Source organism: Pseudonocardia kunmingensis (assembly GCF_006716445.1).
In the GTDB taxonomy this organism is placed as follows: domain Bacteria; phylum Actinomycetota; class Actinomycetes; order Mycobacteriales; family Pseudonocardiaceae; genus Pseudonocardia; species Pseudonocardia kunmingensis.
The window spans coordinates 1-24,839 of record NZ_VFPA01000010.1; the positions used below are offsets into that span (position 1 = coordinate 1).

Here is a 24,839-nt window from a genome sequence, read left to right on the forward strand (position 1 = left end):
GGCCGGCGCCACTCGTTGTCGAACACCAGCAGGAGCCAGGTGACCACCGGGATGCCGATCGCCGCGCCGAGCGGGTTGAACGCGAACGAGAAGCCGACGGCGGTCGCGTACTCCCGCTGCGGGAACCAGTTGCGCATCGTGCGGGCCGTGGTCGCGCCCTGCGGGCCCTCGCCCAGGCCGAACATCAGGCGTTGGTGCCCAGCACGGCCCAGCGGAAGCCCCTGATCGTGCGGCGAGCGGGCGGCGCGGTGACGTGGTCATGTCGTGCCTCCGACCCGGTGCGGCTCGAGCGCGTCGAAGTCGAAGGTGAGGCCGTGGCCGGGCCGTTCGGGGGCGATGGCGGCGCCGTCCACGATCTGCATCGGTTCGGCGAGGTAGCGCTCCAGGCCGAAGCCGTGGGCCTCCATGTAGGTGCGGTTGGGGGCGGCGGCCATCAGGTGCACGGTGAGGTCGTGGGCGCCGTGCGAGGTGACCGGCAGGTTGTGGGCCTCGGCCAGCGCGGCGACCTTGCGGAACACCGTCATCCCGCCGACGTTGCAGACATCCGGTTCGGGGAAGGTCACAGCACCCGCAGTGATCATGTTCTGGAACTCGTACAGGGTGTGCAGGTTCTCCCCGGTCGCCACGGGCAGCCCGCCCTCGCGCAGCACCCGCACGTGGCCCGCGACGTCGTCGGGGATGGTCGGCTCCTCGAGCCAGACGAGGTCGAACTCGGCGAGGGCCCGCGCGGTCCGGATCGCCTGGTCGGCGCTCCACTTCATGTTGGCGTCGGCCATCAGCGGGAAGTCGTCGCCGAGGTGCTCGCGCATCCGGGCGACCCGCTCGACGTCCTCGCGCCAGCTCGCCCGGCCGACCTTCATCTTGATCGCCCGGAACCCCTCCTTCCGGAAGCGGTCGGCCTGCTCGAGCAGCTGCTCGATCGGGAAGTCCAGGTCGATCCCGCCCGCGTACACCGGCACCCGCGGGTCGTAGCCGCCGAACAAGCGCCACAGCGGCTGCCCGGCCCGGCGGGCCCGCAGGTCCCACAGCGCGATGTCGACCGCGGAGATCGCGGACGTGGCGTGGCCGCCGCGGCCCGCGTAGTGCAGGGCCCACCACATCCGCTGCCACAGGTGCTCGGTGCGGTCGACGTCCTCGCCGGTGAGCACCGGCGTGAGGTAGCGGTCGACCAGCACCGCGAACGCCTCGGCGCCGGAGTTGACCGCGTAGGTGTAACCGAGGCCGGTGGCCCCGTCGGAGTCGGTGACCCGGACGGTCACCAGCTCGAAGTGCGGGATGACGCCGTGGGTGGAGTCGGTCAGGACCACGGGCAGCGGTACCTGGTAGAAGTCGGTGCGAACGGATTCCACAGTGGACACAGGTGCTCCCGATCGGTCGAAGGACGGGCGGCGGGGGTGCGCCAGGTGGCGGCCGGCACCGCCGTGGTCCTGGCGCACGGCGTCTCCGCTGGCCTGCTCAGAAAACCGGTTTTTCGGATCTGGCGTGCCACACTGCACGGCGTCGCCGTCCGCCGTCAACCCCTCGGGTGGAAGAATCTCCACGAAGACACCGGTTTTCCGGCGGTAGTCCGCAGGTCTGGGAGGGGGAGGATGGCCGGCCGAGCAGTGATGCCGGGCCCGCGCGCGGAGCGCATCCGGCTCATCGACGTCGCCGAGCGTTGCGGCGTGACGAAGTCAGTGGTGTCGCGGGTGCTGAACGACGACCCGACCCTGAACGTCCGCCCGGAGACCCGGCAGCGCATCCGTGCCGCGGCGCTCGAACTGGGTTACCGGCCCCACGCCGGGGCCCGTGCGCTGGCCGGAGCCGAGGCGCGGGCGCTCGCCCTGCTCGTGCCGGATCTGAGCAACCCGGCCTACACGCGCATCATCCGGGGCGCCTACCGGCGGGCGCGCGAGCACGGATACGTCCTCCTGCTCGCCGAGGACACCGCGAACGACGAGGCCGACGAGTCCTTCGCCGACCTGGTGGAGGCCGGGCGGGTCGACGGGCTGCTCATCGCCTCGGCCCGCCCGTCCCATCAGCTGCTGTCCTCCGACCGGCTGAGCCGGATCCCGCACGTGTTCGTCAACCGCGAGGTGCCCGGCTCCGGCCGCAACGTGGGCATGGAGGCGGCCGCGTCGAGCGGCGTCGCCGTGCGCCACCTGTACGACCGCGGCCACCGCCGGATCGGGCTGGTCTCCGGGCCCGCCGAGCTGCAGCCCGCCCAGGCGCGCGAACACGGGTTCGTCGAGCAGATGCGCGCCCTCGGCCTGGTGCCCGACCTGATCGCCCGTGCGCCCTTCAGCGAGGAAGGCGGTGCGCAGGCGGCCGCGGCACTGCTGGCCCACGCGCCGCCGATCACGGGGATGTACTGCAGCACGCTGAGCCAGGCCGTCGGAGCGCTCCACGCGATCCGCACCCACGGGCTCCGGATCCCCGACGACGTGTCGGTCGTCTCCTACGACGACCTCCCGCTCGCCGGCTACCTCGACCCGCCGCTGACCACGGTCGCGATGCCGCTCCTCGAGCTCGGCGTCGCGGCCGTGGACGCGGTGCTGGACCAGCTCGGCGGGGCAGAACCCGCGGACGTCGCGGTCGCCATAGCGCCGGTGGTGGTCGAGCGGGAGTCGACGCGCACGCTGTCGGGTCGTTGAGGCGGCGTCTCACTCAGGTCGGTCGAAGAGCGCGTTGATCTCCTGGTTCACCTGGGTCAGGGAGGAGGCGTCGCTGCTTCCGATGTAGATGGAGTCCAGCGCAGGCTCGAGGATCGAGAGGACGTCGGCGGGGTGGTCTGTCACCGGGAACAGCACGGTGTGCCGGTTCTCGACGAGCTCGATGAACGGTGACACGTCGACGCCCTTGGCCCGGAAGGCCTCGGTCGCGGCCGCCGTACCGGCGGGACGGGCCGGGAAGATGACCCCTTCCCGCCCCACGGTGACCTGGCATTCGTCGGAGCCGAGGTAGGCGACGAACTGGGCCGCCTCTTCCGGGTGCTCGGTCTGCGCGCTGATCGAGTCGCCCAGCCCGTTGTACATCGACACCGGGTGGCCGACCGGGCCGCTGGGCACGCCGGCCACTCCCAGCTCGATCCCGTCGAGCCGGGCGTAGTTGCTGATCGTCCACGAGCCGTTCGGTGAGATCGCCGCGGTGCCCGACCCGAGCTGCTTGACCGGGTCCGGGTCCTCGCCGATCTCTTCGTACGAGGCCAGGAACCCCTTCTCGACCAGGCCGAACAGCCAGCCGAGGGCGGCCTGCACGCGGGGGTCGTCGTAGTTGTACTCCTCGGCCCACACCAACGTGTCGGTGTAGGTCCACCCCATGGCTCCGGCCAGCCACGACCACTGCGTCTGCCCGTGCCCGTCGCCGCCGGACCCGCTGGAGGCGAGGCCGTAGGTGACGACGTTGTCCGGGTCGAACCCCGGCTCGTCGCCGCGCACCCCGTTGGCGTCCACCGACAGGTGCGCGATCACGTCCTCGAACGTGCCGCCGTCCTCGGGGTTCCAGGTGAGCCCGTCCAGGTCGGCGGGCGTCATGCCGGCTTCCTCCAGCATCTTCGCGTCGTAGAACAGGGCGATGGTGTCGAAGTCCTTCGGCATGCCGTACTGCTTGCCGTCCGGGCCGACCCACAGGTCGGCCAGGCCCTCCTGGAACTGCGACGGGTCGAAGTCGCTCGTCGCCTGCAGCTCGTCGAGCGGGAGCAGGACGCCCCGGGTGACGAATCCCGGGTACTTGGTCAGGTGATCGGCGAACACGTCGGGCCCGGCGCCGGCGACGAGCGCTGCTGTGAGCTTCTTCCAGTAGTCACCCCACCCGTACTGGGTGATCCGGACCTCGATGTCCGGATGCTGTGCCTCGAACGCGTCGGCGCACTTCTCGTAGCCGGGCAGCTGCAGCGACTCCCACAGCCAGTAGTCGAGAGTGACCCGGGAGCCCGTGGGGGCGGCACCGCACGCGGTCACCCCGAGGAGACCCACCCCGAGGGCCGCGCCCACGAGCCGGTGCCAGCGGCGGCTGCGACGGTCGATGCTGGTCGGAAGTGTCATCGCGCGGCCCTCACTTGATCCCGCTGAAACCGATGGAGTTGACGATCCGCTTGGCGAAGCAGGCGAACAGCACGATCATCGGCAACGCCGTGACCAGGGTCGCCGCCATCAGCCCGGACCAGTCCGGGCCGCCCTGCGGGCTCTGGGCGCTGAACGCGCCGAGCGCCACGGTCAGCACCCGTGAGCTGTCGGTGTAGGAGACCATCAGCGGCCAGAAGTACTCGTTCCACGCGCTGATGTAGGTCAGGATCGAGATCGTCGCGATCGGGGCCGCCGACATCGGCACGATCAGGCTGAAGAACACGCGCACCTTGCTCGCCCCGTCGACCAGGGCGGCCTCTTCGATCTCCAGGGGCACGTTCAGGAAGAACTGCCGCAGGAAGAAGATGGCGAACGGGGCCATGAACAGGCTCGGCAGCATGATGCCGAGCAGGGTGTCGACCAGCCCCAGCTCGCGGATCAGCAGGAAGTTCGGCAGTAGGGTGAAGATGACCGGCACCATCAGCGAGAGCAGGAAGACCGCGAATACGAGATCGCGGCCCCGCCAGCGCAACCGGGAGAAGGCGTACGCCGCCAAGGCGGAGAAGAACACCTGGCACACGGTGATACCGCTCGCCACGATCACGGAGTTCACGAGGTAGCGCCAGAAGCTCAGGTCCGCGCCGGAACCGCCCTGCGCGATCGCCTCCTCGGTGGTCTGCAGCCCGAACACCCGCTCGAACCCGCCCCAGGTGAAGTCGGCGGGCAGCAGCGAGGTGGCGTTCGCGTACAGCGCGTTGTTGCTGGAGAACGCGGTGCGCAGCATCCAGTAGAACGGCAGGATCGTGACCAGCAGGAGGAGGACCAGCACCGCCCAGGCGAGGATCCTCCCGATCCCCGGCCGCGGGCGGCGCCGCCGGGGCTCGCGCGGGTCGATGGCGGGTCGCGGTGCGCCCGTCTGGGCGTCGAGCAGTTGCGTCATGTCCGGCCCCCTCAGTTCAGATCGGTCTGACCGGCGCGCGTGACCCGGTACTGGAAGAAGGTGACGACCATCAGGATGGCGAGCATCGCGACACTCAGCGCCGCCGCGTAGCCGAAGTCGAACTTCGCGAACGCGCTCTCGTAGATGTAGACCTGAAGCACCCGGCTGGCGTTGACCGGCCCGCCGTCGGTCGTCACCGAGATCGTGTCGAAGATCTGGAAGGAGCCGATCACGGAGATGATGAGCACCAGGCCGAGAATGGGGCGCAGCAGCGGCAGCGTGATGCTGAAGAACTGCCGCGGTTCCGACGCGCCGTCCACGCGCGCGGCCTCGTAGAGGTTGCGGGGGATGGCCTGCAGGCCCGCGAAGAGCAGCAACGCCGTGTAGCCCATGTGCCGCCACACGTTCACGAGCGCGATCGTGGGGATCACCCAGGCTTCCGTGGTGAAGAAGCCGATCCGGTCGAGCCCGATCCATTCGAGGATCTGGTTGCCGATACCGAGCTGGAAGTCGAGGATCCACACGAAGACCAGCGCCGCGACGACGTTCGCGACCAGGTACGGGGCGAGGATGAGCGACCGCACCAACGTCGACTGGGTCAGCTGCTGCATCAGGACGGCGATCACGAGGGCGACGACCGTCTGGATCCCGATGTTCAGCACGACGTAGGTGACGGTGACCTGCACGGCGTTCCAGAACACCGGGTCGGAGAACATCCGCGTGTAGTTGTCCAGGCCGATGAACTCGACGGGCGTCAGCACGTCCCAGGACGTGAAGCTCAGCCAGATGCCGCGCGCCAACGGCCAGAAGTAGAAGACGAGCAGGCCGACGAGCGCTGGCAGGATGAAGAGCAGTGCCAAGCCCGTGTCGTCGCGCCGCAGGGCGGCGCGACGACCGGGCCCGGACCGGACGGCGGTGTTCGGTCCCATGGCGCGCTCAGCCCTGCAGCTCGGGGGGCAGGTACGACTTGTGCGCCACGAACAGCTCGTCGACCATCGCGCGGATCTGGTCGAGCGTGAGCAGCGCCGCGGTGAGGGGGTCGGCCATCACGGCGTGGTAGACGTGCTCGCGGTTCCCCGTCAGCGCGGCGGTCACCGCCAGCTCCTGCACGTTGATGCCGGTGCGGGTGACCGCGGCGCACTGGGGCGGCAGGTCGCCGAACACCGTGGGCTGCACGCCGCCCGAGTCCACGAGGCACGCCACCTCGACGCACGACCCCTCCGGCAGGTTGGTGATGATGCCGGTGTTCGGGACGTTGCCGTAGATGACGCTCTGGTGGCCGGTCTCCATGCTGTGGACGATGGCGGCGCCGTACTCGACCGACGGCGCGAGCTCGGTCTTCAGCTCGTCGAGGAGCTCGGCGATCTTGCCGTCCTCGTCGTGGGCCTGGCAGATGTCGTAGTAGTCCCAGCGCTGCGGGATGAACTCCTGCACGAGCTGCGGGGACTTGCGGAAGTAGGGCACGTACTCCGAGGCGTGGTGGCTGGACTCGGTGTGGAAGTAGCCGAACGCGTCCATGATCGCGGTGCGGACCCGCTCGTTGCCGCCCTCGTAGACGTTGGCCCCGCGGTCGGCGCCGCTGTGGTCACCGTCGTCGGTGGCCAGCTCCCCGGCGCCGGCGGCGTGCAGGTGCGTGGCGACCATGACCTCCCGCAGCCGGGGGTAGAGGTCTTGCGCGCCGCGGCGGAACTCGGTGAACCACGACTGGTGGTTGATGCCGCCGGCCTTGTAGTGCACCTCCTCGTAGGGCACGTCCAGTTGCTGGGCGAGCATCCGGGAGGTGCCCTGCACGCTGTGGCACAGGCCGACGGTCCGGGCGCCGATCGCGTTGAGGTACCAGGTGGCCATCGCCATCGGGTTGGCGTAGTTGATCACCTGGGCGCGGGGCGCGACCTCGGCGAGGTCGGCGGCGATCTCGTTGTAGGCCACCACCGACCGGAGGAACCGGAACACCCCGCCGGGACCGAGCGTGTCGCCGACGGTCTGGTCCACCCCGTAGCGGCGGGGGATCTCGACGTCGTCGCGGAACGCGTCGACACCTCCGACCTGGAACGTGATGATCACGTAGTCGGCGCCGGTGAGGGCGGTCCGCCGGTCGGTGGTGCTCTCCACGGTCGTGGGGAACCCGTGGTGGGCGACGAGGGCGCGAGCAGCGGACGCGGTGCGCTCGAGCCGGCTCGCGTCGACGTCCATCAGCGTGAGGACGCTGTCGCGCAGCGCCGGGTAGCTCAGGAGGTCGCCGATCAGCCGGAACGGGAAGACGTAGCCCCCGGCTCCGACGATGGTGATCTTTGCCATGGCGTGGTGATGCTCCTTGGTTCGGGTCGGGAACATCACCGTAAGAGCTGAGGAGGCTAGGATTCCTTCGCGAACCTAGGGCGAACTTCCAGGAGTCTCAGATGTCGCGCGCATCCGGCGTGGACCACAACCCGCCCGAGCTCAAGTGCTGGCAGGGTCGCGGTTTCGCGATGTCCAGCGCCCACCGCCACGACGACGTCGAGGTCAACCTGGTCGAGCGCGAGCCGCTGACCTACCTGTTCGGCGGCACGCTGGTCACGGTCGAACCGGGGCAGGCGGCCCTGTTCTGGGCCTCGGTGCCGCATCGCCTGATCGACACCCCCCAGAACTGGGACGCCCACGTGCGCTGGCTGCACGTTCCGCTGGCGCGGGTGCTCGCGTGGGGCCTGCCCGAGCAGGCCGTCGGCGAGCTGCTGCGGGGCACCCCGCTCATCACCCGCCAGCCCGAGTACCCGGATTCCGCCGCGTTCGCCCGCTGGTCGCAGGATCTCGGCAGCGACGCTCCGGACGTCAACGCCATCGCCCTGCTGGAGATCCAGGCGGGCGTCCGCAGGCTGCTGCGCAGCGCCCTCCCGCAGGCCGATGCGGCCGAGGCAGGCGGCAGCAGGCGGCCGGAGGTCACCGACGCGGTGCGGCACGTGGTGGCGATGGCCCGCTTCATCACGGAGCACTACCGCGAGCCGATCCAGGCCGCCGATGTCGCCGCCGCCGCGCACCTGCACCCCAACTACGCCATGACGGTGTTCCGCGAGGTGCTCGGCACCACGATCCACACGTACCTGACCGACCGGCGCATCGCCGAGGCGCAGCGGCTGCTGCTCACCGGCACGGCCACCACGAGCGAGATCGCCGAGTCGTCGGGGTTCGGCTCGCACAGCGGCTTCTACGCCGCGTTCGCCCAGGCCTGCGGCGTGCCGCCGGGCGCGTACCGCCGGACGCACCGCACCGTGGCGCCGCCCGCGCGCTGATCGGGAAGCGCGCTCCTGCCCGCCGCGGCGGGCAGGCCGGTGCGATGGACCTTGCACCGGTGGGAGCCTGTGCCATTCTCCCGGTCATGAGCGACGACGCCCGCGGGACGGGCATCGACACGACGGTTCCGCACTCGGCCCGCATCTGGAACTACTGGCTCGGGGGCAAGGACAACTACGCGGTCGACCGCGCGGCCGGCGACGAGTTCGTGAAGGTCATGCCGGGCATCCTGACCTCCGCCCGGGAGACGCGCGCCTTCCTGGTGCGCGTGGTGCGCCACCTCGCGGGCGAGGCGGGCATCCGCCAGTTCCTCGACGTCGGGACCGGGCTGCCGACCGCGAACAACACCCACGAGGTGGCCCAGTCGGTGGCGCCGGACGCGCACGTGGTCTACGTGGACAACGATCCGCTCGTGCTGGCCCACGCCCGCGCCCTGCTGACGAGCACGTCCGAGGGGCGGACCCGGTACCTGGACGCCGACATGGGCGACCCGGAGTCCGTGCTGCGGGGGGCGTCCGAGGTCCTCGACCTGTCCCGCCCGGTGGCCGTGCTGTTCTTCGGCGTCCTCGGACACGTCGCCGACACCGCCCGCGCCCGGAGCCTGGTCCGGGCCCTGCTGTCGGCGACGCCGTCCGGGAGCTACCTCGCGGTGTCCGACGGTGTGCCCACCGAGCAGGCCACGGCCGCGCACGACGAGTACAACGAGAGCGGCGCAGTGCCCTACCACCTGCGGGCGCCCGACGAGCTGCGCAGCTACTTCGATGGCCTCGAGTTCGTCGAGCCCGGCTTCGGGCCGGTGCCGCTGTGGCGGCCCGAGCTCGGCGGCACCGCCGACGTCCCGGTCATCGGGCAGGCCGACGCCGGGCCGGATTCGCCCTGGGGCGGGGTGGCGCGCAAGCCCTGAGGGTCGGCAGCGTACGGCCGGCCGGTCCTCACCCGCACCTCATCGCCAGACCGCCGTCGACGGGAAGGCACACGCCGTTGACATAGGTCGCCTCGTCGCTCGCGAGGAAGAGCGCGGCGTTGGCGACGTCCCAGCAGGTGCCCATCCGTCCGGTCGGGCTGGCGCGGTGCCTGGTGGCGAGCAGCTCGTCGATGCTCTCGGCCTGGCCGGCGAGCTGCCGCCGCACCAACGGGGTGTCCATGAAGCCCGGCGCGACGGCGTTGGCGCGGATCCCGTCGGCGGCGTGGGTCAACGCAAGCGACACCGTCACCTGGTTCACCGCCGCCTTGCTCGCCATGTACGCCGGGTAGGGGTAGCCCACGTCGCGCAGGGCGGCCACCGACGACACGTTCACGATCGCCCCGCGGCGCTGCTCCAGCATCGTCGGCAGCACGTGCTTCGCGGTCAGGAAGACGGTGTCCACGTTGATCGCGAACGCCCGTTTCCAGTCCTCGTAGTCCAGGTCGACGGGGCCGCCGAGCGTGGTCACGCCGACGTTGTTGTGGAGCACGTCGATCCTGCCGTACGACGACAGCGCAGCCTGGACCGCCGCCGCGACCGACCGGCTGTCGGTGGCGTCGGCCGTCACCGCGAGGGCGTCGCCGCCCTCCTCGGCGACGGACTCGACCGTGCGCCGCACGGCGTCCTGGGACAGGTCCACGGCGACCACCCGGGCACCGGCACGCGCATAGGTCATCGTGGCGGCCTGCCCGTTGCTCATGCCGTCGGTGCCGCTGCCGGCCCCGAAGACGATCGCGACGCGGCCGCTCAGGTTCCCGATCACGCCGTGCCCCGCTGCACGACCAGCTCGAAGGTCACCGCGACCGGGTTGCGACCCGGCACGATCGTGCCGGAGTGCACGAGGCCTGCGACATCGACGCAGGTTCCGGTCAGATGGACATCGGGCAAGCCGGAGAGGACGCCGGCGGCGACCCCCACGAGCTTGGTGAACTCCACGGCCGGGCCCGGCACCTCGACGGTCCCGCCGTCGCGCCGGAGGCGGGCACCGACGGTGCTGCCCAGGCTGCTGTGCACGATCGCACGGTCCCAGCCGGCCTCCGCGCACACGTGGCGGACCGCCTCGACCAGGTCGACCCCCGGTCGTACCCGCGACACGACCACGTCTGCGGGTCGGGCACCCGGTAGCGCACCGCGCGACGGCTCGGGGCAGAACACCGGCATCAGCGTCTCCGGATCCTCGCCGTTCCGCAGCTCCACGTCGTCGTACGCGTGCAGCACCACGCTGATCGGCACGTCGCCCGCGGTCGCGCCCTCGAGCAGGTGGCCGCCGCGCAGCGTCCCGGTGCCGTCGAGCCAGCTGGCGTGGCTGTGGGTGAACCGCTCGCCGTCGCGGTGCCCGATCGTGGCCGACCCGAGCAGCAGGGCCGACGCGCCCCGGGCCACCTGCGGTTCGGTGAAGGTGACAGCCCGGCCCGGGTCGTGCGACACGGCGGGGAAGACGTAGGGCAGGTCGCGGAACCCGCCCCCGCTCAGCTCGGCGCTGCCGGCGCGTCCACCTGCCTCCTCGAGCAGCCGCCACAACCCCGACATCAGCCGCTCACCGGGCTGCACCTCGCAGCGCGCGACGCGGGCACGGGTGGGCACGGAGACGATCCGGGTCGCGGGTGCGGGGCCGGGGTGGCGCAGCCGCACCGGCTCGGTCGTCGCGGTCACCGGACGCGTTCGAGGACGGAGAAGTAGTTGGCGACGGCGGCACCGCCCATGTTGAAGACCCCGGCCAGCTGCGGGTCGGGCAGCTGCATCGCGCCGGCATCACCGGTGAGCTGCATCGCGGCCATCACGTGCTGCGAGACCCCGGTGGCGCCGATCGGGTGGCCCTTCGCCTTGAGCCCGCCGGACACGTTCACCGGCAGCTCACCGCCCTGCGCGACCATGCCGGACTCCAGCACCGTCGCGCCCTTGCCGGGCTCGGCCAGCCCGAACGCCTCGTACTCCAGCAGCTCGGCGATCGTGAAGCAGTCGTGGGTCTCCAGCAGCGACAGGTCGGCGAGCACCGTGCCGGCCTCGGCCATCGCGCGCTCGAAGGCCGCCCGTGCGCCGGCGAACTCCAGCACGTCACCGCGGCGGCTCAGCGGCAGGTGGTCGCCCGCCTGGGCGCGCCCCCGCCAGGCCACCGCGCGTGGCGCGGACACCGTTGCGTCGTCGGCCTGCAGAACGACAGCGGCGGCGCCGTCGGACACCATCGAGCAGTCGGTGCGGCGCAGCGGGCCGGCCACGAGCGGGTTCTTCTCGGAGGCGGTGTTGCAGAAGTCGAAGCCGAGGTCCTTCTGCAGGTGCGCGTAGGGGTTCGCGGCGCCGTTGGCATGGTTCTTCGCGGCGATCTGCGCAAGCGTGGCGCGGTGGTCGCCGTACCGCCTGAAGTACTCCTCGGCGAGGCCGCCGAAGATCGCCGCGAAGCTGCCGGCCGCCGCCTCCTCCACGCGGTAGGAGGCCGCGAGGAGCGCGTTGTTGACCACGTCCATCTCGGCGGCGGTCATCTTCTCCGCCCCGAGGACCAGCACGGTGCGGGCACGGCCGGACGCGATCAGGTCGAGCCCCGCGAAGAGCGCGGCCGACCCGGTGGCGCAGGCGTTCTCCAGCCGGGTGGCCGGAGTGCCGGCGAGAGCGGGCAGACCGACCCCGACGAGGCCCGCCTCGAAGCCCTGCGGGGAGAGGCCTGCGTTGAAGACGCCGACCATGATCGCGTCCACGTCGGCGGGATCGACCTCGGCGTGGTCGAGTGCCTCGCCCGAGACCGTCGCGAGCAGCGCCTCGACATCGGGCGTCTCCGCACGGCCGAAGCGCGTATGCGCCCAACCGGTCAGGTGGGGGGTGGGGGGCATGGGGATGTCCTCCTCAGACGTGGGGCAGGTGGCCCTTCTGCGGTGCGGTCGGCCGGGATCGGCCATCCGTGGCCCGGCGACTCGGTGGAGCCGGCCAGAGGCTCTTGATGAGCTCGACCTCGGCGTGGAGCGCGTCGACGAGCTCCGTCCTGCGTGCACCGGAGAGTCGTTGCTCGATGCTCGCGATGCTCAGCGCCGCCGTGGGGGAGCCGTCGGGGGCGCAGATCGCGACCCCGATCGCCCAGGACCCGGGCGCGGCGAGACCGGCGTTGGTGGCGTAGCCGTCGCGGCGCGTCTGCGCCACGAGGTCGCGCAGGGTCCGGGAGTCGATCAGCGGGTAGTGCCGGGCGATGATGTGCGCGTTGCGCTCGAGGGCGTCCTCGACCTCGTCGTCGGGTAGTTCGGCCAGCATCGCGAGGCTGCCGGCGCCGACGCCGAGCGGGTGGCGGTCGCCGGGGCCCATCGCGTTGTTGCGGATGGGACCCGAGCCCTCCTCCCGCCGCACGCACAAGCCGTAGCTGCCGTGGCGCACGGTGAGGAAGGTCGTGTCCTCGGAGAGCTCGGCGAGCCGGATCAGGCTGTCGGTCGCGGCGTCGCGCAACGCGTCGTGGCTGCTCGTGGCGAGCTCGCCGAGCACCTGCGCCAGCACGCCGAGCCGGTACGTGCCCGTCGCCTCGACGCGCTCGACGTACCCGGCCTCGCAGAGCGCGAGCAGCAGTCGGTGCAGCGACGACTTCGGCAGGCTCGTGGTGCGGGCGAGGTCGGCCAGCGTCACGCCGCCGGGCTCGTCGCGGGCCATCACGGCGACCACGTCGAGCAGCATCAGCCCTCGGTGGAGGCTCTGCGCGCCCGGTGTGAACTGTTGATCGTCGAGCATGTGCGCGATGTTCCACTGCGCAGAACGCTTGAGGTGCAGTCCGCGGTGACGGACCTGGGCGAGGTCGTCGTCGCGGCCTGACTGCCTGCTCATACAGCGAGTATCAGGGCCTCCCACGGGGAGGGCAAGCATTCCATCATACGGAACGGCTTCGTCATGCTGCACCCCCCGGAAGGTTGACACCGCCCGCCCCCGCTCCTCATGATGTGCGCCATTTGCCACACATCCGTGGCGCTGCGGTCGCCTGTCCGTCGCCGCCAGCGCGGCACAGAGGAGCTTCGACGATGAAGAGAACGACGATGGTGGTCGCCGCCGCGCTCGGCCTCGCGCTCGGCCTGTCCGCGTGCGGTCAGGGCGCGGTGCAGGGCGCGAACGCCGGCGGTGAGGTCTACAACTGGGACTTCACCATCTCCACCGGCAAGACCTCCACCTGGCACGAGGGCGCCGAGCTGTTCGCCGAGACCCTCCGCGAGCAGTCCGGCGGCCGGATGAACGTCAACATCTTCACCAACGAGCAGCTCTCGGGCGGGGACCAGGCGGCCGGTGTCGAGCAGCTGATGAACGGCGAGAAGGCGTTCTCCTACAACTCGACGATCATCTACGCCGGCCTCGACCCGAAGTTCGGCGCGATCAACGCGCCGTTCCTCTACACCGACTTCGCGCAGGCCGAGCAGGCGATCGACGCGTCCGCCCTCGCGGCGTACGAGGAGCTCTCGGAGAGCAAGGGCGTGAAGCTGCTCGGCTTCGGGGAGAGCGGCTTCCGGCAGGTGACCAACAACGTGCGCCCGGTCGACGACCCCGCCGACCTCGCGGCTGTCAAGATCCGCATCCCCGGCATCGGCCTGTTCACCGACGCCTACCGGCTGCTCGGTGCCAACCCCACCACCATGAACTTCGCCGAGGTGTTCACCTCGCTGCAGCAGGGCACGATCGAGGGCCAGGAGAACCCGATCGACATCATCCACAGCTCGGGGCTGCAGGAGGTGCAGAAGTACCTCACCGTCTGGAACTACGTCTACGACCCGCTCATCCTCGGCATGAACAAGGAGATGTTCGACGGCCTCACGCCGGAGGACCAGCAGATCGTGCTGGACGCGGCGGCCAAGGCCAACGAGCTGCAGATCCGGAACAACCGGGAGAAGGAGGCGGGCCAGCTCGAGGAGCTCCGTGGCGCCATGGAGGTCACCGAGCTGACGCCCGAGCAGGCCGAGGCCTTCCGGCAGGCGATGGCGCCGCTCTACGAGCAGTACCGCGACATCTGGGGAGCCGAGCTCGCCGAGGCCGTGCAGGCCCCGAAGGACTGACATGGTCAACCGGGCCCTGACCGTCGTCGAGAACAGCCTGGCGGCGGCCGCATTCATGGTGGTCACCGCGGTCGCGTTGATGAACGTGATCAGCCGGTACTTCCTGAACGCCTCGCTCGCGTTCACCAGCGAGATCACGGTCAACCTCGCGGTGTGGATGACGATGATCGGTGCCGCCATCGCCGTGCGGGAGCGCGCTCACCTCGGGTTCTCGCTCCTGCACGACCGGGCTCGCGGACGGCTGCGTGTCGCGGTCACGATCGCGATCGCGGTGGTGGTGGTGCTGTTCCTGCTCGTGATCGCGGTGTACGGCTGGGAGCAGGTCGTCTCCCAGCGCGAGAGCGGCCGTGCGACGCCGTCGATGGGCATCCCGCAGTGGTGGTTCAGCCTGGCCCTCCCCGTGGGTGCCGTGCTGGCCATCGTCCGGGCGGTGCAGGTGGCCGTGGCCACGATCCGGGCCCCTGACGAGGACGGCCACGTCGTGGGTATCGAGGGAGGACCCGTCCTGTGACCGTCCTGCTGCTGTTCGGCACCTTCCTGCTGTTGCTGCTGATCGGGGTGCCGGTCGCGTTCGCGCTCGGCGCCTCGGCCGTGACCACGATCCTCTACCTGGGGTTCTTCTCGAACCTCGCGATCGTGCCCAGCGTGATGTTCGCGTCGCTGTCCGCGGAGACGTTGCTGGCGATCCCGTTCTTCATCCTCGCGGGCGCGATCATGGAGTTCGCCGGGATCTCCCAACGACTCATCGACTTCGCCGACGCGTGCGTGGGCCACTTCAAGCACGGCCTGGCGATGGTCGTGGTCATCGCGGCGTTCTTCTTCTCCGCGATCTCCGGTTCCGGGCCGGCCACCGTGGCCGCGATCGGCACGATCCTGATCCCGGCGCTGATCCGCCGGGGCTATGCGAAGCGCCACGCCACCGCGCTCGTCGCCAGTGCCGGGTCGATGGGCATCGTGGTGCCGCCCAGCATCGCGTTCATCATCTTCGCGGTCGTGGTCAGCGACCTGGAGCGGGTCTCGATCGCCCGGCTCTTCATGGCCGGGGTCGTCCCCGGCGTGCTCATGGCGCTGGCCATGCTCGTGGTCTGCGTCTTCCTGCCCCGTAACACCGCCTTGCGGGCAGCCGAGGCCGCGCCGGCCGCGGCGAACCTCGTCGCCGGCCCGGGCGGCACGCGCTCCGGTGGTGGGTCCGGCGCCGGCCCTCTCGGGTCCGACGGCGCCGTCGAGGACGCAGGCACCGGGCCCCGGGTCGGTGATCGGCGCCGGACCTCGATGGGCGAGATCGGCCGGGCCACGCTCCGCGCGGTCCCCGGCCTGATGGTCCCCGTGATCATCATGGGCGGCATCTACGGTGGTGTCTTCACCCCCACCGAGTCCGCGGTCGTCGCGGCGGCCTACGCGCTCGTGGTCGGGCTGCTGGTCTACCGCGGGATGTCGCTCGCCGCGATCCCGCGGATCTTCACCACCGCCGCCGTGCAGTCCGCGACGGTGATGCTGATCGTGGGCAGCGCGTCGGTCTTCTCCTACGTGATCACGGCGAACAAGGTCGCGGAGACCGTGTCGACCGCCATGCTGGGGCTGTCGGACAACAAGTACGTCCTGCTGTTCATCGTCGTGGTGCTGCTGCTCGTGGTCGGCATGTTCATGGACGCCGTGTCGGCGCTCTACCTGTTCGTGCCGATCCTGGCGCCGGTGCTGCTCGAGGTGGGCGTCGACGTGACGACGATCGGCGTGCTCATGGTGGTCAACCTCGCCGTCGGGCTGATCACCCCGCCGGTCGGGGTCAACCTGTTCGTGGCCGCCGGCGCCGGCAAGGTGACGCTCACCGAAGTGCTGCGGGGGGTCTGGCCGTTCCTCCTCGCCTGCATCGCGGTGCTGCTGCTGGTGACCTACGTGCCGCAGCTGTCCAACTGGCTGCCCGATCTGCTGGGGATGTAGATGCAGCCGACCGGGCAGGCGTGCCCTCCCCGAAGGAGAACACCCCTGTGAGCATCGCCCCCGTCGTGCGCGAACTCCCCGGCATGGACCGCACGACGCGACGCACCCCCAACCTCGCCCATGCGCTCGCCCGTACCGCGATCCGCACGCCGGGGGCGACGGCCGTCGTCTTCCGCGACCTGCGGTGGACCTGGGCCGAGCTCGACCGCCGGGTCGACGCGCTCGCGGTCGCGCTGCAGCGCAGGGGTGTCCGACCCGGATCGGTCGTGCTGACCCACGCGCCCAACTGCCCCGACATGGTGACGGTGATGTACGCCGTGTGGCGGGTCGGCGCGGTGTGGGCTCCGACGAACTTCCGGCTGGATCCCGACGACGTGGTCGCCCTCGCCCGACACGTCGAGCCGGTGTTGTTCGTCTGCCACCGGGACTATCCCGCGCACGCCGAAGCGCTGGCCGAGGTACCCGTGTGGTCGCTCGGCGACGACCCGGACGCCGGAGCCGCGGACGGCGACGACGTCGCGCGGCTGGTCGCGGAGAACGACGGCGAGCGCCCGGTCGCCTACGCCCCGCGGGTCGACGACCCGGTGTGGCTGTTCTTCACCTCCGGCTCGTCGGGCACCCCCAAGGCGGCGGTGCTGACCCACGACCAGATGCAGTTCGTGGTGACGAACCACCTGTGCGACCTGATGCCGGACCTGCGCACCGAGGACGCCACCCTCGTCGTCGCGCCGCTCTCCCACGGCGCCGGCATCCACGTGCTCGGGCACGTGGCCCGCGGCGCACGCATCGTGCTCCTGCCCGAGCGGCGGCTCGACCCGGAGACCGCGTGGCGGCTGGTCGAGCAGGAGCGGGTGTCGACCATGTTCACGGTGCCCACCATCCTCAACCGGCTGGCGCAGGACGAGTCGGCGGCCCGCCACGACCGCTCGTCACTGCGCTACCTCATCTACGCGGGCGCTCCGATCACCGGAAAGGACCTCGGGCGCGACCTCGAGGCCCTCGGCCCGGTGCTGGTGCAGTACTACGGCCTCGGCGAGGTCACCGGGAACGTCACGGTGCTGCCGACGTGGATGCACGAGCCGCCGCCGGCGCCCGGAGAGATCCCGCCCGCCGGGATCGAGCGCACCGGCATGCAGATCAGCATCCAGGACGAGGGCGGCAACGAGCTGCCGCCCGGTGAGCGGGGTGAGATCTGTGTCTGCGGCCCGGCGGTGTTCGCCGGCTACTACGCCAACGACGCCGCCAACGCGAAGGTGTTCCGCGACGGCTGGTTCCGTACCGGCGACCTCGGCTACCTCGACGAGCGGGGGATGCTCTACATCACCGGCCGCGACTCCGACATGTACATCTCCGGCGGCTCCAACATCGATCCGCGTGAGGTCGAGGAGAAGGTGCTCAGACATCCCGATGTCGCCGAGGTCGGGGTCGTCGGGGTTCCTCACGAGCGGTGGGGCGAGGTCGGGTACGCCGTGTGCGTGCCCCGCGCCGGGAGCAGGCCGGACCCGGCGACGATCGAGGAGTGGTGCAGGTCGAACATGCCGGGGTACAAGGCGCCGCGGCGGGTCGTCCTCGTGGACGCCTTGCCGACCTCTGGTTACGGGAAGGTGACCAAGAAGCTGCTGCGTGCGTTGTTGGAGGAGCGTGGCGAGTGGCCGACTGAGGCCGAGGCGTCGTGACCTCACCAACTACCGGAAGCGCTGCTCCAGTTCCTGCGCCTCGGGAAGCCCGATCAGGTCGGTGAACGCGTCGAACGACGGCAGCTCGGGCATCGCCGCGGCCGGTGTTCCGTCGGTGCGCAGCGTCGCCAGCAGGTTCTGGATGCCGGCGGTGGCGGCGAGCAGCGTGCCGATCGGGTAGAGGACGAGCGCGAAGCCGAGCTCGGCGATCCGCGACAGGGGGATCGGCGGTGTGCGCCCGCCCTCGGCCCAGTTGAACACCAGCGGTGCCACGTCGCGCAGCTCGCCGGCGACGGTGGCGATGTCGGCCTCGCTCGTGGGTGCCTCGACGAACAGCAGGTCGGCGCCGGCGTCGGCGTAGGCCCTGGCCCGCTCGATCGCGGCGGGGAGCCCTTCGACCGCGGCGGCGTCGGTGCGGGCGATCAGCACCAGGTCGGGGTCGGCGCGGGCGGCTACCGCGGCGCGGATCTTCCCGGTCATCTCGGCCCGGTCGATCACGGCCTTGCCGCTCATGTGCCCGCACCTCTTCGGCGTCACCTGGTCCTCGAGGTGCAGCCCGGCCACCCCGGCCCGCTCGTAGGACTGCACGGTGCGCACGACGTTGAGCGCGTTGCCGTAGCCGGTGTCCGCGTCGGCGATCAGCGGGATCTCGACCGCGCCGGCGATCCGGCGGGCGTTGTCGGCCATCTCGGCGCCGGAGAGCAGGCCGACGTCGGGCCGCCCGATCAGCGTGGCGGTGGTGCCGAAGCCGGTCATGTAGACGGCGTCGAACCCGGCCTGCTCGACCAGCCGGGCCGACAGCGCGTCGTACGCCCCGGGTGCCACCAGTGGTCCCGGGGCGGCCAGCAGCTCGCGCAGGCGCCGCCGCGGCGCAGTCGGTCCAGGAAGCATCTGTCCCACGTCCTCACCTCCAGTTGTATGCAAAATAGTCCTCCGACCTTGTCCTCCGCACTTCTCGTCCTTAAGTTGTGCACATCTCGACGGGGAGGTGGGGTGTGACACGGGCATCGGAGCGAGCGGTGGACGCGGTGCGGGAGCTGATCCTGCACGGCGAGTTCCGCGCCGGCTCCCGGCTCGGGGAGGCGGAGCTGGCCGAGCGGCTGGGCGTCAGCCGGACCCCGGTCCGGGAGGCGTTGACGCGGCTGGCCGCCGAGGGCCTGGTCGAGATCGCCCCCAACCGCGGCGCGCGGGTGGTGGCCTGGACGCTCGCCGAGCTGGAGAACGTGTTCGATCTGCGTTCCTCGCTCGAGCCCCGGTTGACGGCGCGGGCGGTGGCGCGGGCCACGGCCGAGGACCTGGAAGTGCTCGAGGAACTGGCCGCGGAGATGGTCGCGGTCGGATCGCCCGGGCCGGACCAGGACCTCGACGCCGTCGTGCCGCTCAACCGCGAGTTCCACGGCAGGCTCGTCGCGCTGGCGGACCAGCCCGCGATGGCGGACGCGTTGGCGAAGGCCGTGCACGCCCCGATCGTGCTGCGCAACTACCACACCTACGACGAGGCCTCCCTGCGGCGCAGCCTCGCCCACCACGTCGAGATCGTCGCCGCGATCCGGGCCCGCGACCCGGAATGGGCCATGGCCGTGATGACGGCCCACATCCACAACGCACGCGCGGTCATGGTGCGCGCCGCGGCAGCAGAGGAGGCAGGCGCATGAGCTACCGGCTCGGGGTCGACGTCGGCGGGACGTTCACCGACGTGCTGCTGGTCGAGGAGGCCAGCGGTGCCACCTGGCGGGCGAAGACCGCCTCCACGCCGTCCGACCAGGCCGTCGGGGTGCTGAACGGGATCGGCAAGGTCTGCGCCGAGGCCGGGATCGCGCTGTCGGACGTCGCGGAGGTGCTGCACGGCACCACGGTGGCCACCAACGCGATCCTGGAGGGCAAGGGCGCCACCGTCGGCCTGGTCACGACGAGGGGTTTCCGGCAGGTGCTGCAGATCGCGCGCTCCTACGTCCCCGGCGGGCTGGCCGGTTGGATCATCTGGCCCAAGCCCGAGCCGCTGGCCGCGCTGGAGAACACCGTCGAGGTCGACGAGCGCATCGCCAGTGACGGCCGGGTGATCCGCCGACTCGACGAGGACGACGTGCGCGCGCAGCTGGCCACCCTCGTCGGGATCGACGCGCTCGCCGTCTCGCTGATCAACTCCTTCGCCGACCGCGCCCACGAGCAGCGCATCCGGGAGATCGCCGCGGAGGTGCTGCCCGGCGTGCCCGTCTCGCTGTCCAGCGACGTGCTGCCCGAGCTGCGCGAGTACGAGCGCACGGTCACGACGGTGGCGAACGGGTACGTGCAGCCGCAGGTCAGGCGCTACGTCGAGACGCTGGCGGGCCGGCTCGCGGACGGCGGGGTGGGCGGGGAGCTGGCCATCCTGCGCAGCGACGGCGGCCTGTCCACCGCCGCCGCGGCCGTCGGCGCGCCGGTGACGATGCTGCTGTCCGGGCCCGCGGGCGGGGTCACGGGCGCGGTGTGGACCGCCGAGCAGTGCGGCTACTCCGACCTCATCACGTTCGACATGGGTGGCACCTCCACCGACGTCGCGCTGGTGCAGGGGCTCACCCCGCGCATCGGGCGGGAGACGAAGGTCGGCGACCTGACGGTCCGGGCGTCCAGCGTGGACGTGCGGACCGTCGGCGCGGGCGGCGGGTCGATCGCGCACGTACCCGGAGCTGACGAAGGCGCTGCGCGTCGGCCCGCAGAGCGCGGGCGCCGACCCCGGCCCGGCCGCCTACGGCAAGGGCGGCACCGAGCCGACGGTGACCGATGCGAACGTCGTGCTCGGCTACCTGCCCCCGACGCTGGCAGGCGGCGAGATCACCCTCGACGTCTCCGCCGCGCGGGCCGCCGTCGGCAAGGTCGCCGAGGCGATGGGGCTGGACTCGCCGGAGGCGGCGGCCGCGGGCATCGTCGACATCGTCAACGAGAACATGCTCGGCGGCCTGCGGCTGGTGTCGGTGCAGCAGGGTTTCGACCCGCGCGACTTCGCGCTCGTCGCCTTCGGGGGTGCGGGGCCGCTGCACGCCAACGCCCTCGGGAAGCTGACGGGCGCGTGGCCGGTGATCGTGCCGCCCTCGCCCGGGGTGCTCTGCGCGCTGGGCGATGCCACCACCTCCAAGCGCAGCGAGTCGGCCCGCACCGTGCTGCGCAGGTTCGGCGACCTCACCGCGGCCGACCTCGCGCGGATCCTGCGCGAGCTGGCCGCGGAGGCGGGCGGGCGGCTGGCCGAGCAGGGCGTCACCGAGACCGACCAGGCCACGGCCTACCAGGTGGACGTGCGCTACCACGGGCAGGGCTTCGAGATCCCCGTCGAGGTCACCGACCTCGACGGCGATGCGCTGGGCACGCTCGCCGCCGCGTTCGACGCCGAGCACGAGCGGCTGTTCTCGTTCCTGCTCACCGCCGACCACGAGCTGGTCAACGCCCGCGCGACGGTGTCGGGGCCGCGGCCGGAGGTCGCGGCGACGCGCCTGCCCGGGAGCGAGGGCCCCCGACGCCGGTCGACACGCACCCGATCCACATCTCGGGCGCCACCGTCGAGGCCGCCGTCTACGACCGCACGACGTTGCGGGCCGGGCACGTCGTCACCGGCCCGGCGATCGTCACCGAGATGGACTCCACGACCCTCGTGCTGCCCGGCCACGCGGCCACCGTGCACCCGTCCGGGAGCCTGTTGATCACCCCGCAGGAGGCGTGATGGCCCGCATCGTCGAGACCGCGACCGACGTGATCGAGAAGACCGAGGTCGACCCGGTCACCCTCGACCTCATCGAGAACGGGCTGCGCAACGCCCGGTACGAGATGGACGAGGTGCTCTTCCGCACGGCGCTCTCGCCCGGCATCCGCGAGCAGCACGACGAGTTCCCGCTGATCGGCGACCCGAGCGGGAAGATGGTCGTCGGCCAGTTCGGGCTGTCCATCCCGGACTTCCTCGACGGGTTCGACGACACCGTCGCCGAGGGCGACGTCCTGCTGACCTCCGACCCGTACGCCTGCGGGGCGGCGATCAGCCACGCCAACGACTGGCTGCTCGTCGTGCCGATCTTCCACACCGGGCGCCTGGTGGGGTGGGCGTCGATGTTCGGGCACATGTCCGACGTCGGCGGCAAGACGCCGTGCTCGATGCCCACCGACGCGCGCACGATCTACGAGGAGGGCGTGGTGATCCCGCCCTTCAAGCTCTACCGCGAGGGCGTGCTCAACGAGGACGCGCTGCGGATCATCCTCAACCAGGTGCGGATGCCGGACTGGAACCGCGCCGACCTCAACGGCCTCGTCGCCGCGTGCCGCACGGCGTCGCGGCGGGTCGTCGAGATGTGCGAGCGGTTCGGCACCGCGACCTACCTCTCGGCGCTGGACGCGCTGCTGCAGCGCAACTACGACGCGATGAAGGTGCTGCTGGAGCTGGTGTTCGAGGAGGGGCGCACCCTCAGCTTCACCGACTACATCTGCGACGACGGCGTCGGCAACGGCCCCTACGAGCTGAAGCTCTCGCTGACCCGCACCGGGGAGAAGGTGCACCTGGACTTCACCGGGTCCAGCCCGCAGGCCGCGGGGCCGATCAACTACTACATCAACGAGAACCTCACCCGGATGTTCTTCGGGATCTACATGATCACCGTGGCCGACCCGCAGATCCTGTGGAACGACGGCTTCTACCCGCTGGTCGACGTCACGATCCCCGACGGCTCCTACTGGAAGCCGAAGCACCCGGCGTCGCTCAACGGGCGCAACCACGGCATCGGGCGGGTGTTCGACCTGTTCGGCGGCCTGCTCGGGCAGACGAACCCGGCGCTGCTGAACGCGGCGGGCTTCTCCTCGTCGCCGCACTTCATGTACTCGGGCCACTACTCGTCCGGCGAGCGGAAGGGCGAGTGGTTCCAGCTCTACTCGATCGGGTTCGGCGGGATCCCCGGCCGCCCGCTCGGCGACGGCCCCGACGGCCACTCGCTCTGGCCGAGCTTCGTCAACATCCCCTGCGAGTACCTGGAGTCCTACTACCCGCTGCGGATCGAGAAGTGGGAGACCGTCGCCGACACCGGTGGCGCGGGCCTGCACCGCGGCGGCAACGGCGTCGACGTCGCGTACGTGTTCGAGGAGCCGGGCACGATCGCGATCCACGACGACCGCTGGCTCACCTACCCGTGGGGCGTCAACGGCGGGGCGCCGGGCACGCGGGGGACCAAGTGGATCGAGCGTGCCGACGGCACGCGGCAGACACTGCCCAGCAAGTGCCACGACGTGCCGGTCGCACCCGGCGACGTCCTGCACTTCGTCACCTGGGGCGGCGGCGGGTGGGGCGACCCGCTCGAGCGCGACCCCACGCTCGTGGAGCTGGAGGTGCGCCGCGGGCTCGTCACGGCCGAGGGCGCGCGGCGCTACGGCGTGGTCGTCGGGGACGCCGCGGCGACGCAGGCGCTGCGCGCCGAGATGCGCGCGGCCCGGCCCGCGGACCTGCCGGTCTTCGACATGGGCCCGCCCATCGACCAGATCCTCGAACGCTGCGAGGCCGAGACCGGCCTCCCCGCGCCGAAGCGCCCGGTCTGGGCACCCGGGTGACCGGGCCGCACGGCGGCGCGTTCTCCGGGCGCGTCGGATGGGGGACCCGCCCCGCGGTGGTCGTGGTCGATCTCGTGCGCGCCTACACCGAGCCCGACGGCCCGTTCGCCCTGCCCGATGCCGACCCCGCGGTCGCCGCCACGGCGGCGCTGGTCGACGCCGCCCGCGCCGGCGGGCACCCGGTCGTCTGGACCGTCGTCCGCTACTCCAGCGGCCTGGCCGACGGGGGCTTGTTCGTGCGGAAGGTGCCGGCGCTGGCCGCGTTCGCCGACGGCGCCCCCGGCGGCTGGGGCGAGCTGACGCTGGCGCCGCGGCCGGGGGAGCCGGTCGTCGCCAAGCAGTACGCGTCGGCGTTCTTCGGCACCTCGCTGGCCGCCACGCTGCACGCGGCCGGCATGGACACCGTCGTGGTCTGCGGCGTCTCCACGTCCGGGTGCGTCCGCGCCACGGCGACCGACGCGCTCGGCAACGGCCTGCGCCCCCAGGTCGTCCGCGACGCCTGCGCCGATCGCACGGCCGCGGTGCACGAGGCCAACCTGACCGATCTCGACGCCAAGTACGCCGACGTCGTCGACCTCGACGAGGCGCTCGACCACCTGGGCGGCCCGGCGTCGAAGGCCTGATCCGGGATCAGTGCCTTCTCGCGGCGGCTCGTTCGGCCGCCAGGCCGTCGAGCTCACCAGCAGACGAAGCCGCAGTCGACCATCAGGTCGACGCCGGTGCAGGCGGACGACGCGCTGGAGGCCAGGAAGACCGCGGGCCCCACGAGCTCCTCCATCTGCACCATCCGGCCCATGGGGGTCTGGTCCTCCCATTCGGCGCGGGCGCCGGCGACCTCGGGACGCTGCGTCATCGGGGTCAGCGTGTAGCCAGGGCTGATCGAGTTGACCCGGATCCCGCGCTGCGCCCACTCCGCGGCGAGTGACTTGGTGAGGTGCGCGACGCCGGCCTTCGCGGAGTTGTAGTGCGCCTGGGTGAGCCCGCGGTTGACGATCGAGCCGGACATCGAGGCGAGGTTGATGATCGAGCCGCCGCCGTTCGGCAGCATGACCCGGGCCTCGGCCTGCGCGCAGAGGAAAACACCCGTCAGGTTGACCTCGATCATCCGGCGCCAGTCGGCGGGGTCGAGGTCCTCGGCGGGGGCCTGGTGCGCGATCCCCGCGTTGTTCAGGGCGATGTGCAGCCCGCCCAGCTCCGCGGTGGTGCGGTCGACCGCGGTGCGGACGGAGTCGGCGTCGGTGACGTCGCCGCCCATGCCGATGGCCCGGCCGCCGAGCGTGCGGAGCTCGGCCGCGGTGCGCTCGGCGGAGTCGCCGTCCAGGTCGAAGCAGGCGACGGCAGCGCCGGCCCGGGCCCAGCCCACCGCGATGGCGTGTCCGATGCCGCGGCCTGCGCCGGTGACGAAGGCGACCTTGCCGTCGAGGGAGAACGAGTCGGGCACGTGGTGTCCTTTCC

General features: G+C 71.5%; 22 protein-coding genes and 3 pseudogenes. 13 read left to right on the forward strand and 12 right to left on the reverse strand.

Going from position 1 to position 24,839, the window contains the following annotated elements; all coding sequences use genetic code 11:
• Positions 1–185: pseudogene (locus FB558_RS42580) on the reverse strand (MFS transporter); the annotation flags it as partial.
• 72 nt (positions 186–257) lie between these two features.
• Positions 258–1,358: a mandelate racemase/muconate lactonizing enzyme family protein gene (locus FB558_RS42585; protein WP_142065434.1), complete on the reverse strand. Its 1,101-nt coding sequence runs from the start codon at positions 1,356–1,358 to the stop codon at positions 258–260.
• Positions 1,359–1,589: 231 nt separating this feature from the next.
• On the opposite strand from FB558_RS42585, the gene FB558_RS42590 reads away from it, so the two are divergent.
• Positions 1,590–2,633, forward strand: coding sequence for a LacI family DNA-binding transcriptional regulator (locus FB558_RS42590; protein WP_211367262.1), 1,044 nt, complete (start codon positions 1,590–1,592; stop codon positions 2,631–2,633).
• 9 nt (positions 2,634–2,642) lie between these two features.
• On the opposite strand, the gene FB558_RS42595 is transcribed toward FB558_RS42590, so the two are convergent.
• From FB558_RS42595 to melA, 4 genes are read right to left on the reverse strand one after another with little or no spacing between them, the layout of a single operon-like run.
• Positions 2,643–4,022 (reverse strand): ABC transporter substrate-binding protein, encoded by a 1,380-nt coding sequence (locus FB558_RS42595; RefSeq protein ID WP_142065437.1) that lies wholly within the window; start codon positions 4,020–4,022, stop codon positions 2,643–2,645.
• Between the two features lie 10 nt (positions 4,023–4,032).
• Positions 4,033–4,983, reverse strand: a complete 951-nt coding sequence (locus FB558_RS42600) for a carbohydrate ABC transporter permease (protein ID WP_142065439.1) — start codon at positions 4,981–4,983, stop codon at positions 4,033–4,035.
• 11 nt (positions 4,984–4,994) lie between these two features.
• Complete coding sequence (locus tag FB558_RS42605) at positions 4,995–5,912, reverse strand: carbohydrate ABC transporter permease (protein ID WP_142065441.1); 918 nt, start codon at positions 5,910–5,912, stop codon at positions 4,995–4,997.
• A gap of 7 nt (positions 5,913–5,919) precedes the next feature.
• Positions 5,920–7,281, reverse strand: coding sequence for an alpha-galactosidase (gene melA / locus FB558_RS42610; protein WP_142065443.1), 1,362 nt, complete (start codon positions 7,279–7,281; stop codon positions 5,920–5,922).
• Between the two features lie 101 nt (positions 7,282–7,382).
• Here melA and FB558_RS42615 point away from each other — a divergent pair, with 101 nt between their 5' ends.
• The gene (locus FB558_RS42615) at positions 7,383–8,249 is read left to right on the forward strand and encodes a helix-turn-helix domain-containing protein (RefSeq protein ID WP_142065445.1); all 867 of its coding nucleotides are present in this window, start codon (positions 7,383–7,385) and stop codon (positions 8,247–8,249) included.
• Positions 8,250–8,335: 86 nt separating this feature from the next.
• Positions 8,336–9,154, forward strand: a complete 819-nt coding sequence (locus tag FB558_RS42620; protein ID WP_142065447.1) for an SAM-dependent methyltransferase — start codon at positions 8,336–8,338, stop codon at positions 9,152–9,154.
• A 28-nt stretch (positions 9,155–9,182) separates the two neighbouring features.
• Here the strand turns inward: FB558_RS42620 and FB558_RS42625 are convergent, their stop codons facing one another.
• The 4 genes from FB558_RS42625 to FB558_RS42640 are packed head-to-tail and all read right to left on the reverse strand — an operon-like array spanning position 9,183 to position 13,006.
• The gene (locus FB558_RS42625; protein WP_246107160.1) at positions 9,183–9,977 is read right to left on the reverse strand and encodes an SDR family NAD(P)-dependent oxidoreductase; all 795 of its coding nucleotides are present in this window, start codon (positions 9,975–9,977) and stop codon (positions 9,183–9,185) included.
• On the reverse strand, positions 9,974–10,867 hold the full coding sequence (locus FB558_RS42630; RefSeq protein ID WP_142065449.1) for a PCC domain-containing protein: 894 nt from the start codon (positions 10,865–10,867) through the stop codon (positions 9,974–9,976). Before FB558_RS42630 ends, FB558_RS42625 begins: the two co-directional genes overlap by 4 nt.
• Positions 10,864–12,036, reverse strand: coding sequence for a thiolase domain-containing protein (locus FB558_RS42635; protein WP_142065451.1), 1,173 nt, complete (start codon positions 12,034–12,036; stop codon positions 10,864–10,866). Before FB558_RS42635 ends, FB558_RS42630 begins: the two co-directional genes overlap by 4 nt.
• Positions 12,037–12,049: 13 nt before the next feature.
• Positions 12,050–13,006 carry an IclR family transcriptional regulator gene (locus FB558_RS42640; protein ID WP_170231836.1) on the reverse strand — a complete coding sequence of 319 codons (957 nt, stop codon included), beginning with the start codon at positions 13,004–13,006 and terminating at the stop codon, positions 12,050–12,052.
• Positions 13,007–13,197: 191 nt separating this feature from the next.
• Here FB558_RS42640 and FB558_RS42645 point away from each other — a divergent pair, with 191 nt between their 5' ends.
• The 4 genes from FB558_RS42645 to FB558_RS42660 are packed head-to-tail and all read left to right on the forward strand — an operon-like array spanning position 13,198 to position 17,831.
• Positions 13,198–14,217 (forward strand): DctP family TRAP transporter solute-binding subunit, encoded by a 1,020-nt coding sequence (locus FB558_RS42645; RefSeq protein WP_246107161.1) that lies wholly within the window; start codon positions 13,198–13,200, stop codon positions 14,215–14,217.
• A 1-nt stretch (position 14,218) separates the two neighbouring features.
• The gene (locus FB558_RS42650) at positions 14,219–14,728 is read left to right on the forward strand and encodes a TRAP transporter small permease (protein ID WP_142065455.1); all 510 of its coding nucleotides are present in this window, start codon (positions 14,219–14,221) and stop codon (positions 14,726–14,728) included.
• Positions 14,725–16,155: a TRAP transporter large permease gene (locus FB558_RS42655; protein WP_142065457.1), complete on the forward strand. Its 1,431-nt coding sequence runs from the start codon at positions 14,725–14,727 to the stop codon at positions 16,153–16,155. The genes FB558_RS42650 and FB558_RS42655 overlap by 4 nt, the downstream gene beginning before the upstream one ends.
• Before the next feature lie 47 nt (positions 16,156–16,202).
• A complete protein-coding gene (locus FB558_RS42660) occupies positions 16,203–17,831 on the forward strand; it encodes an AMP-binding protein (protein WP_246107162.1) in 1,629 nt (542 codons plus the stop codon).
• 9 nt (positions 17,832–17,840) lie between these two features.
• On the opposite strand, the gene FB558_RS42665 is transcribed toward FB558_RS42660, so the two are convergent.
• Positions 17,841–18,722: an isocitrate lyase/PEP mutase family protein gene (locus FB558_RS42665; protein WP_211367268.1), complete on the reverse strand. Its 882-nt coding sequence runs from the start codon at positions 18,720–18,722 to the stop codon at positions 17,841–17,843.
• 104 nt (positions 18,723–18,826) lie between these two features.
• Here FB558_RS42665 and FB558_RS42670 point away from each other — a divergent pair, with 104 nt between their 5' ends.
• From FB558_RS42670 to FB558_RS42685, 6 genes and pseudogenes are all read left to right on the forward strand, one after another.
• Positions 18,827–19,486 carry a GntR family transcriptional regulator gene (locus FB558_RS42670; RefSeq protein ID WP_142065461.1) on the forward strand — a complete coding sequence of 220 codons (660 nt, stop codon included), beginning with the start codon at positions 18,827–18,829 and terminating at the stop codon, positions 19,484–19,486.
• Positions 19,483–20,403, forward strand: a pseudogene (locus tag FB558_RS42675) (hydantoinase/oxoprolinase N-terminal domain-containing protein); the annotation flags it as partial. The gene FB558_RS42670 and the pseudogene FB558_RS42675, both read left to right, overlap by 4 nt.
• 106 nt (positions 20,404–20,509) lie before the next feature.
• A pseudogene (locus FB558_RS45425) lies at positions 20,510–20,875 on the forward strand (hydantoinase/oxoprolinase family protein); the annotation flags it as partial.
• A gap of 2 nt (positions 20,876–20,877) precedes the next feature.
• On the forward strand, positions 20,878–21,522 hold the full coding sequence (locus FB558_RS45105; protein WP_246107169.1) for a hypothetical protein: 645 nt from the start codon (positions 20,878–20,880) through the stop codon (positions 21,520–21,522).
• Positions 21,522–23,384 (forward strand): hydantoinase B/oxoprolinase family protein, encoded by a 1,863-nt coding sequence (locus FB558_RS42680; protein ID WP_142065463.1) that lies wholly within the window; start codon positions 21,522–21,524, stop codon positions 23,382–23,384. The genes FB558_RS45105 and FB558_RS42680 overlap by 1 nt, the downstream gene beginning before the upstream one ends.
• Entirely contained in the window at positions 23,381–24,007 is a 627-nt protein-coding gene (locus FB558_RS42685; protein ID WP_142065464.1) for an isochorismatase family protein, read from the forward strand. Before FB558_RS42680 ends, FB558_RS42685 begins: the two co-directional genes overlap by 4 nt.
• Before the next feature lie 53 nt (positions 24,008–24,060).
• On the opposite strand, the gene FB558_RS42690 is transcribed toward FB558_RS42685, so the two are convergent.
• Positions 24,061–24,825: an SDR family oxidoreductase gene (locus tag FB558_RS42690; RefSeq protein ID WP_142065465.1), complete on the reverse strand. Its 765-nt coding sequence runs from the start codon at positions 24,823–24,825 to the stop codon at positions 24,061–24,063.
• Between the last annotated feature and the right edge of the window lie 14 nt (positions 24,826–24,839).

Bases quoted from the DNA above. Each gene is read 5' to 3' on its own strand.
- FB558_RS42590 (WP_211367262.1), top strand. From the start codon at position 1,590: ATGGCCGGCCGAGCAGTGATGCCGGGCCCGCGCGCGGAGCGCATCCGG.
- FB558_RS42595 (WP_142065437.1), bottom strand. From the start codon at position 4,022: ATGACACTTCCGACCAGCATCGACCGTCGCAGCCGCCGCTGGCACCGG.
- FB558_RS42600 (WP_142065439.1), bottom strand. From the start codon at position 4,983: ATGACGCAACTGCTCGACGCCCAGACGGGCGCACCGCGACCCGCCATC.
- FB558_RS42605 (WP_142065441.1), bottom strand. From the start codon at position 5,912: ATGGGACCGAACACCGCCGTCCGGTCCGGGCCCGGTCGTCGCGCCGCC.
- melA (WP_142065443.1), bottom strand. From the start codon at position 7,281: ATGGCAAAGATCACCATCGTCGGAGCCGGGGGCTACGTCTTCCCGTTC.
- FB558_RS42615 (WP_142065445.1), top strand. From the start codon at position 7,383: ATGTCGCGCGCATCCGGCGTGGACCACAACCCGCCCGAGCTCAAGTGC.
- FB558_RS42620 (WP_142065447.1), top strand. From the start codon at position 8,336: ATGAGCGACGACGCCCGCGGGACGGGCATCGACACGACGGTTCCGCAC.
- FB558_RS42635 (WP_142065451.1), bottom strand. From the start codon at position 12,036: ATGCCCCCCACCCCCCACCTGACCGGTTGGGCGCATACGCGCTTCGGC.
- FB558_RS42640 (WP_170231836.1), bottom strand. From the start codon at position 13,006: ATGAGCAGGCAGTCAGGCCGCGACGACGACCTCGCCCAGGTCCGTCAC.
- FB558_RS42645 (WP_246107161.1), top strand. From the start codon at position 13,198: ATGAAGAGAACGACGATGGTGGTCGCCGCCGCGCTCGGCCTCGCGCTC.
- FB558_RS42650 (WP_142065455.1), top strand. From the start codon at position 14,219: ATGGTCAACCGGGCCCTGACCGTCGTCGAGAACAGCCTGGCGGCGGCC.
- FB558_RS42665 (WP_211367268.1), bottom strand. From the start codon at position 18,722: ATGCTTCCTGGACCGACTGCGCCGCGGCGGCGCCTGCGCGAGCTGCTG.
- FB558_RS42680 (WP_142065463.1), top strand. From the start codon at position 21,522: ATGGCCCGCATCGTCGAGACCGCGACCGACGTGATCGAGAAGACCGAG.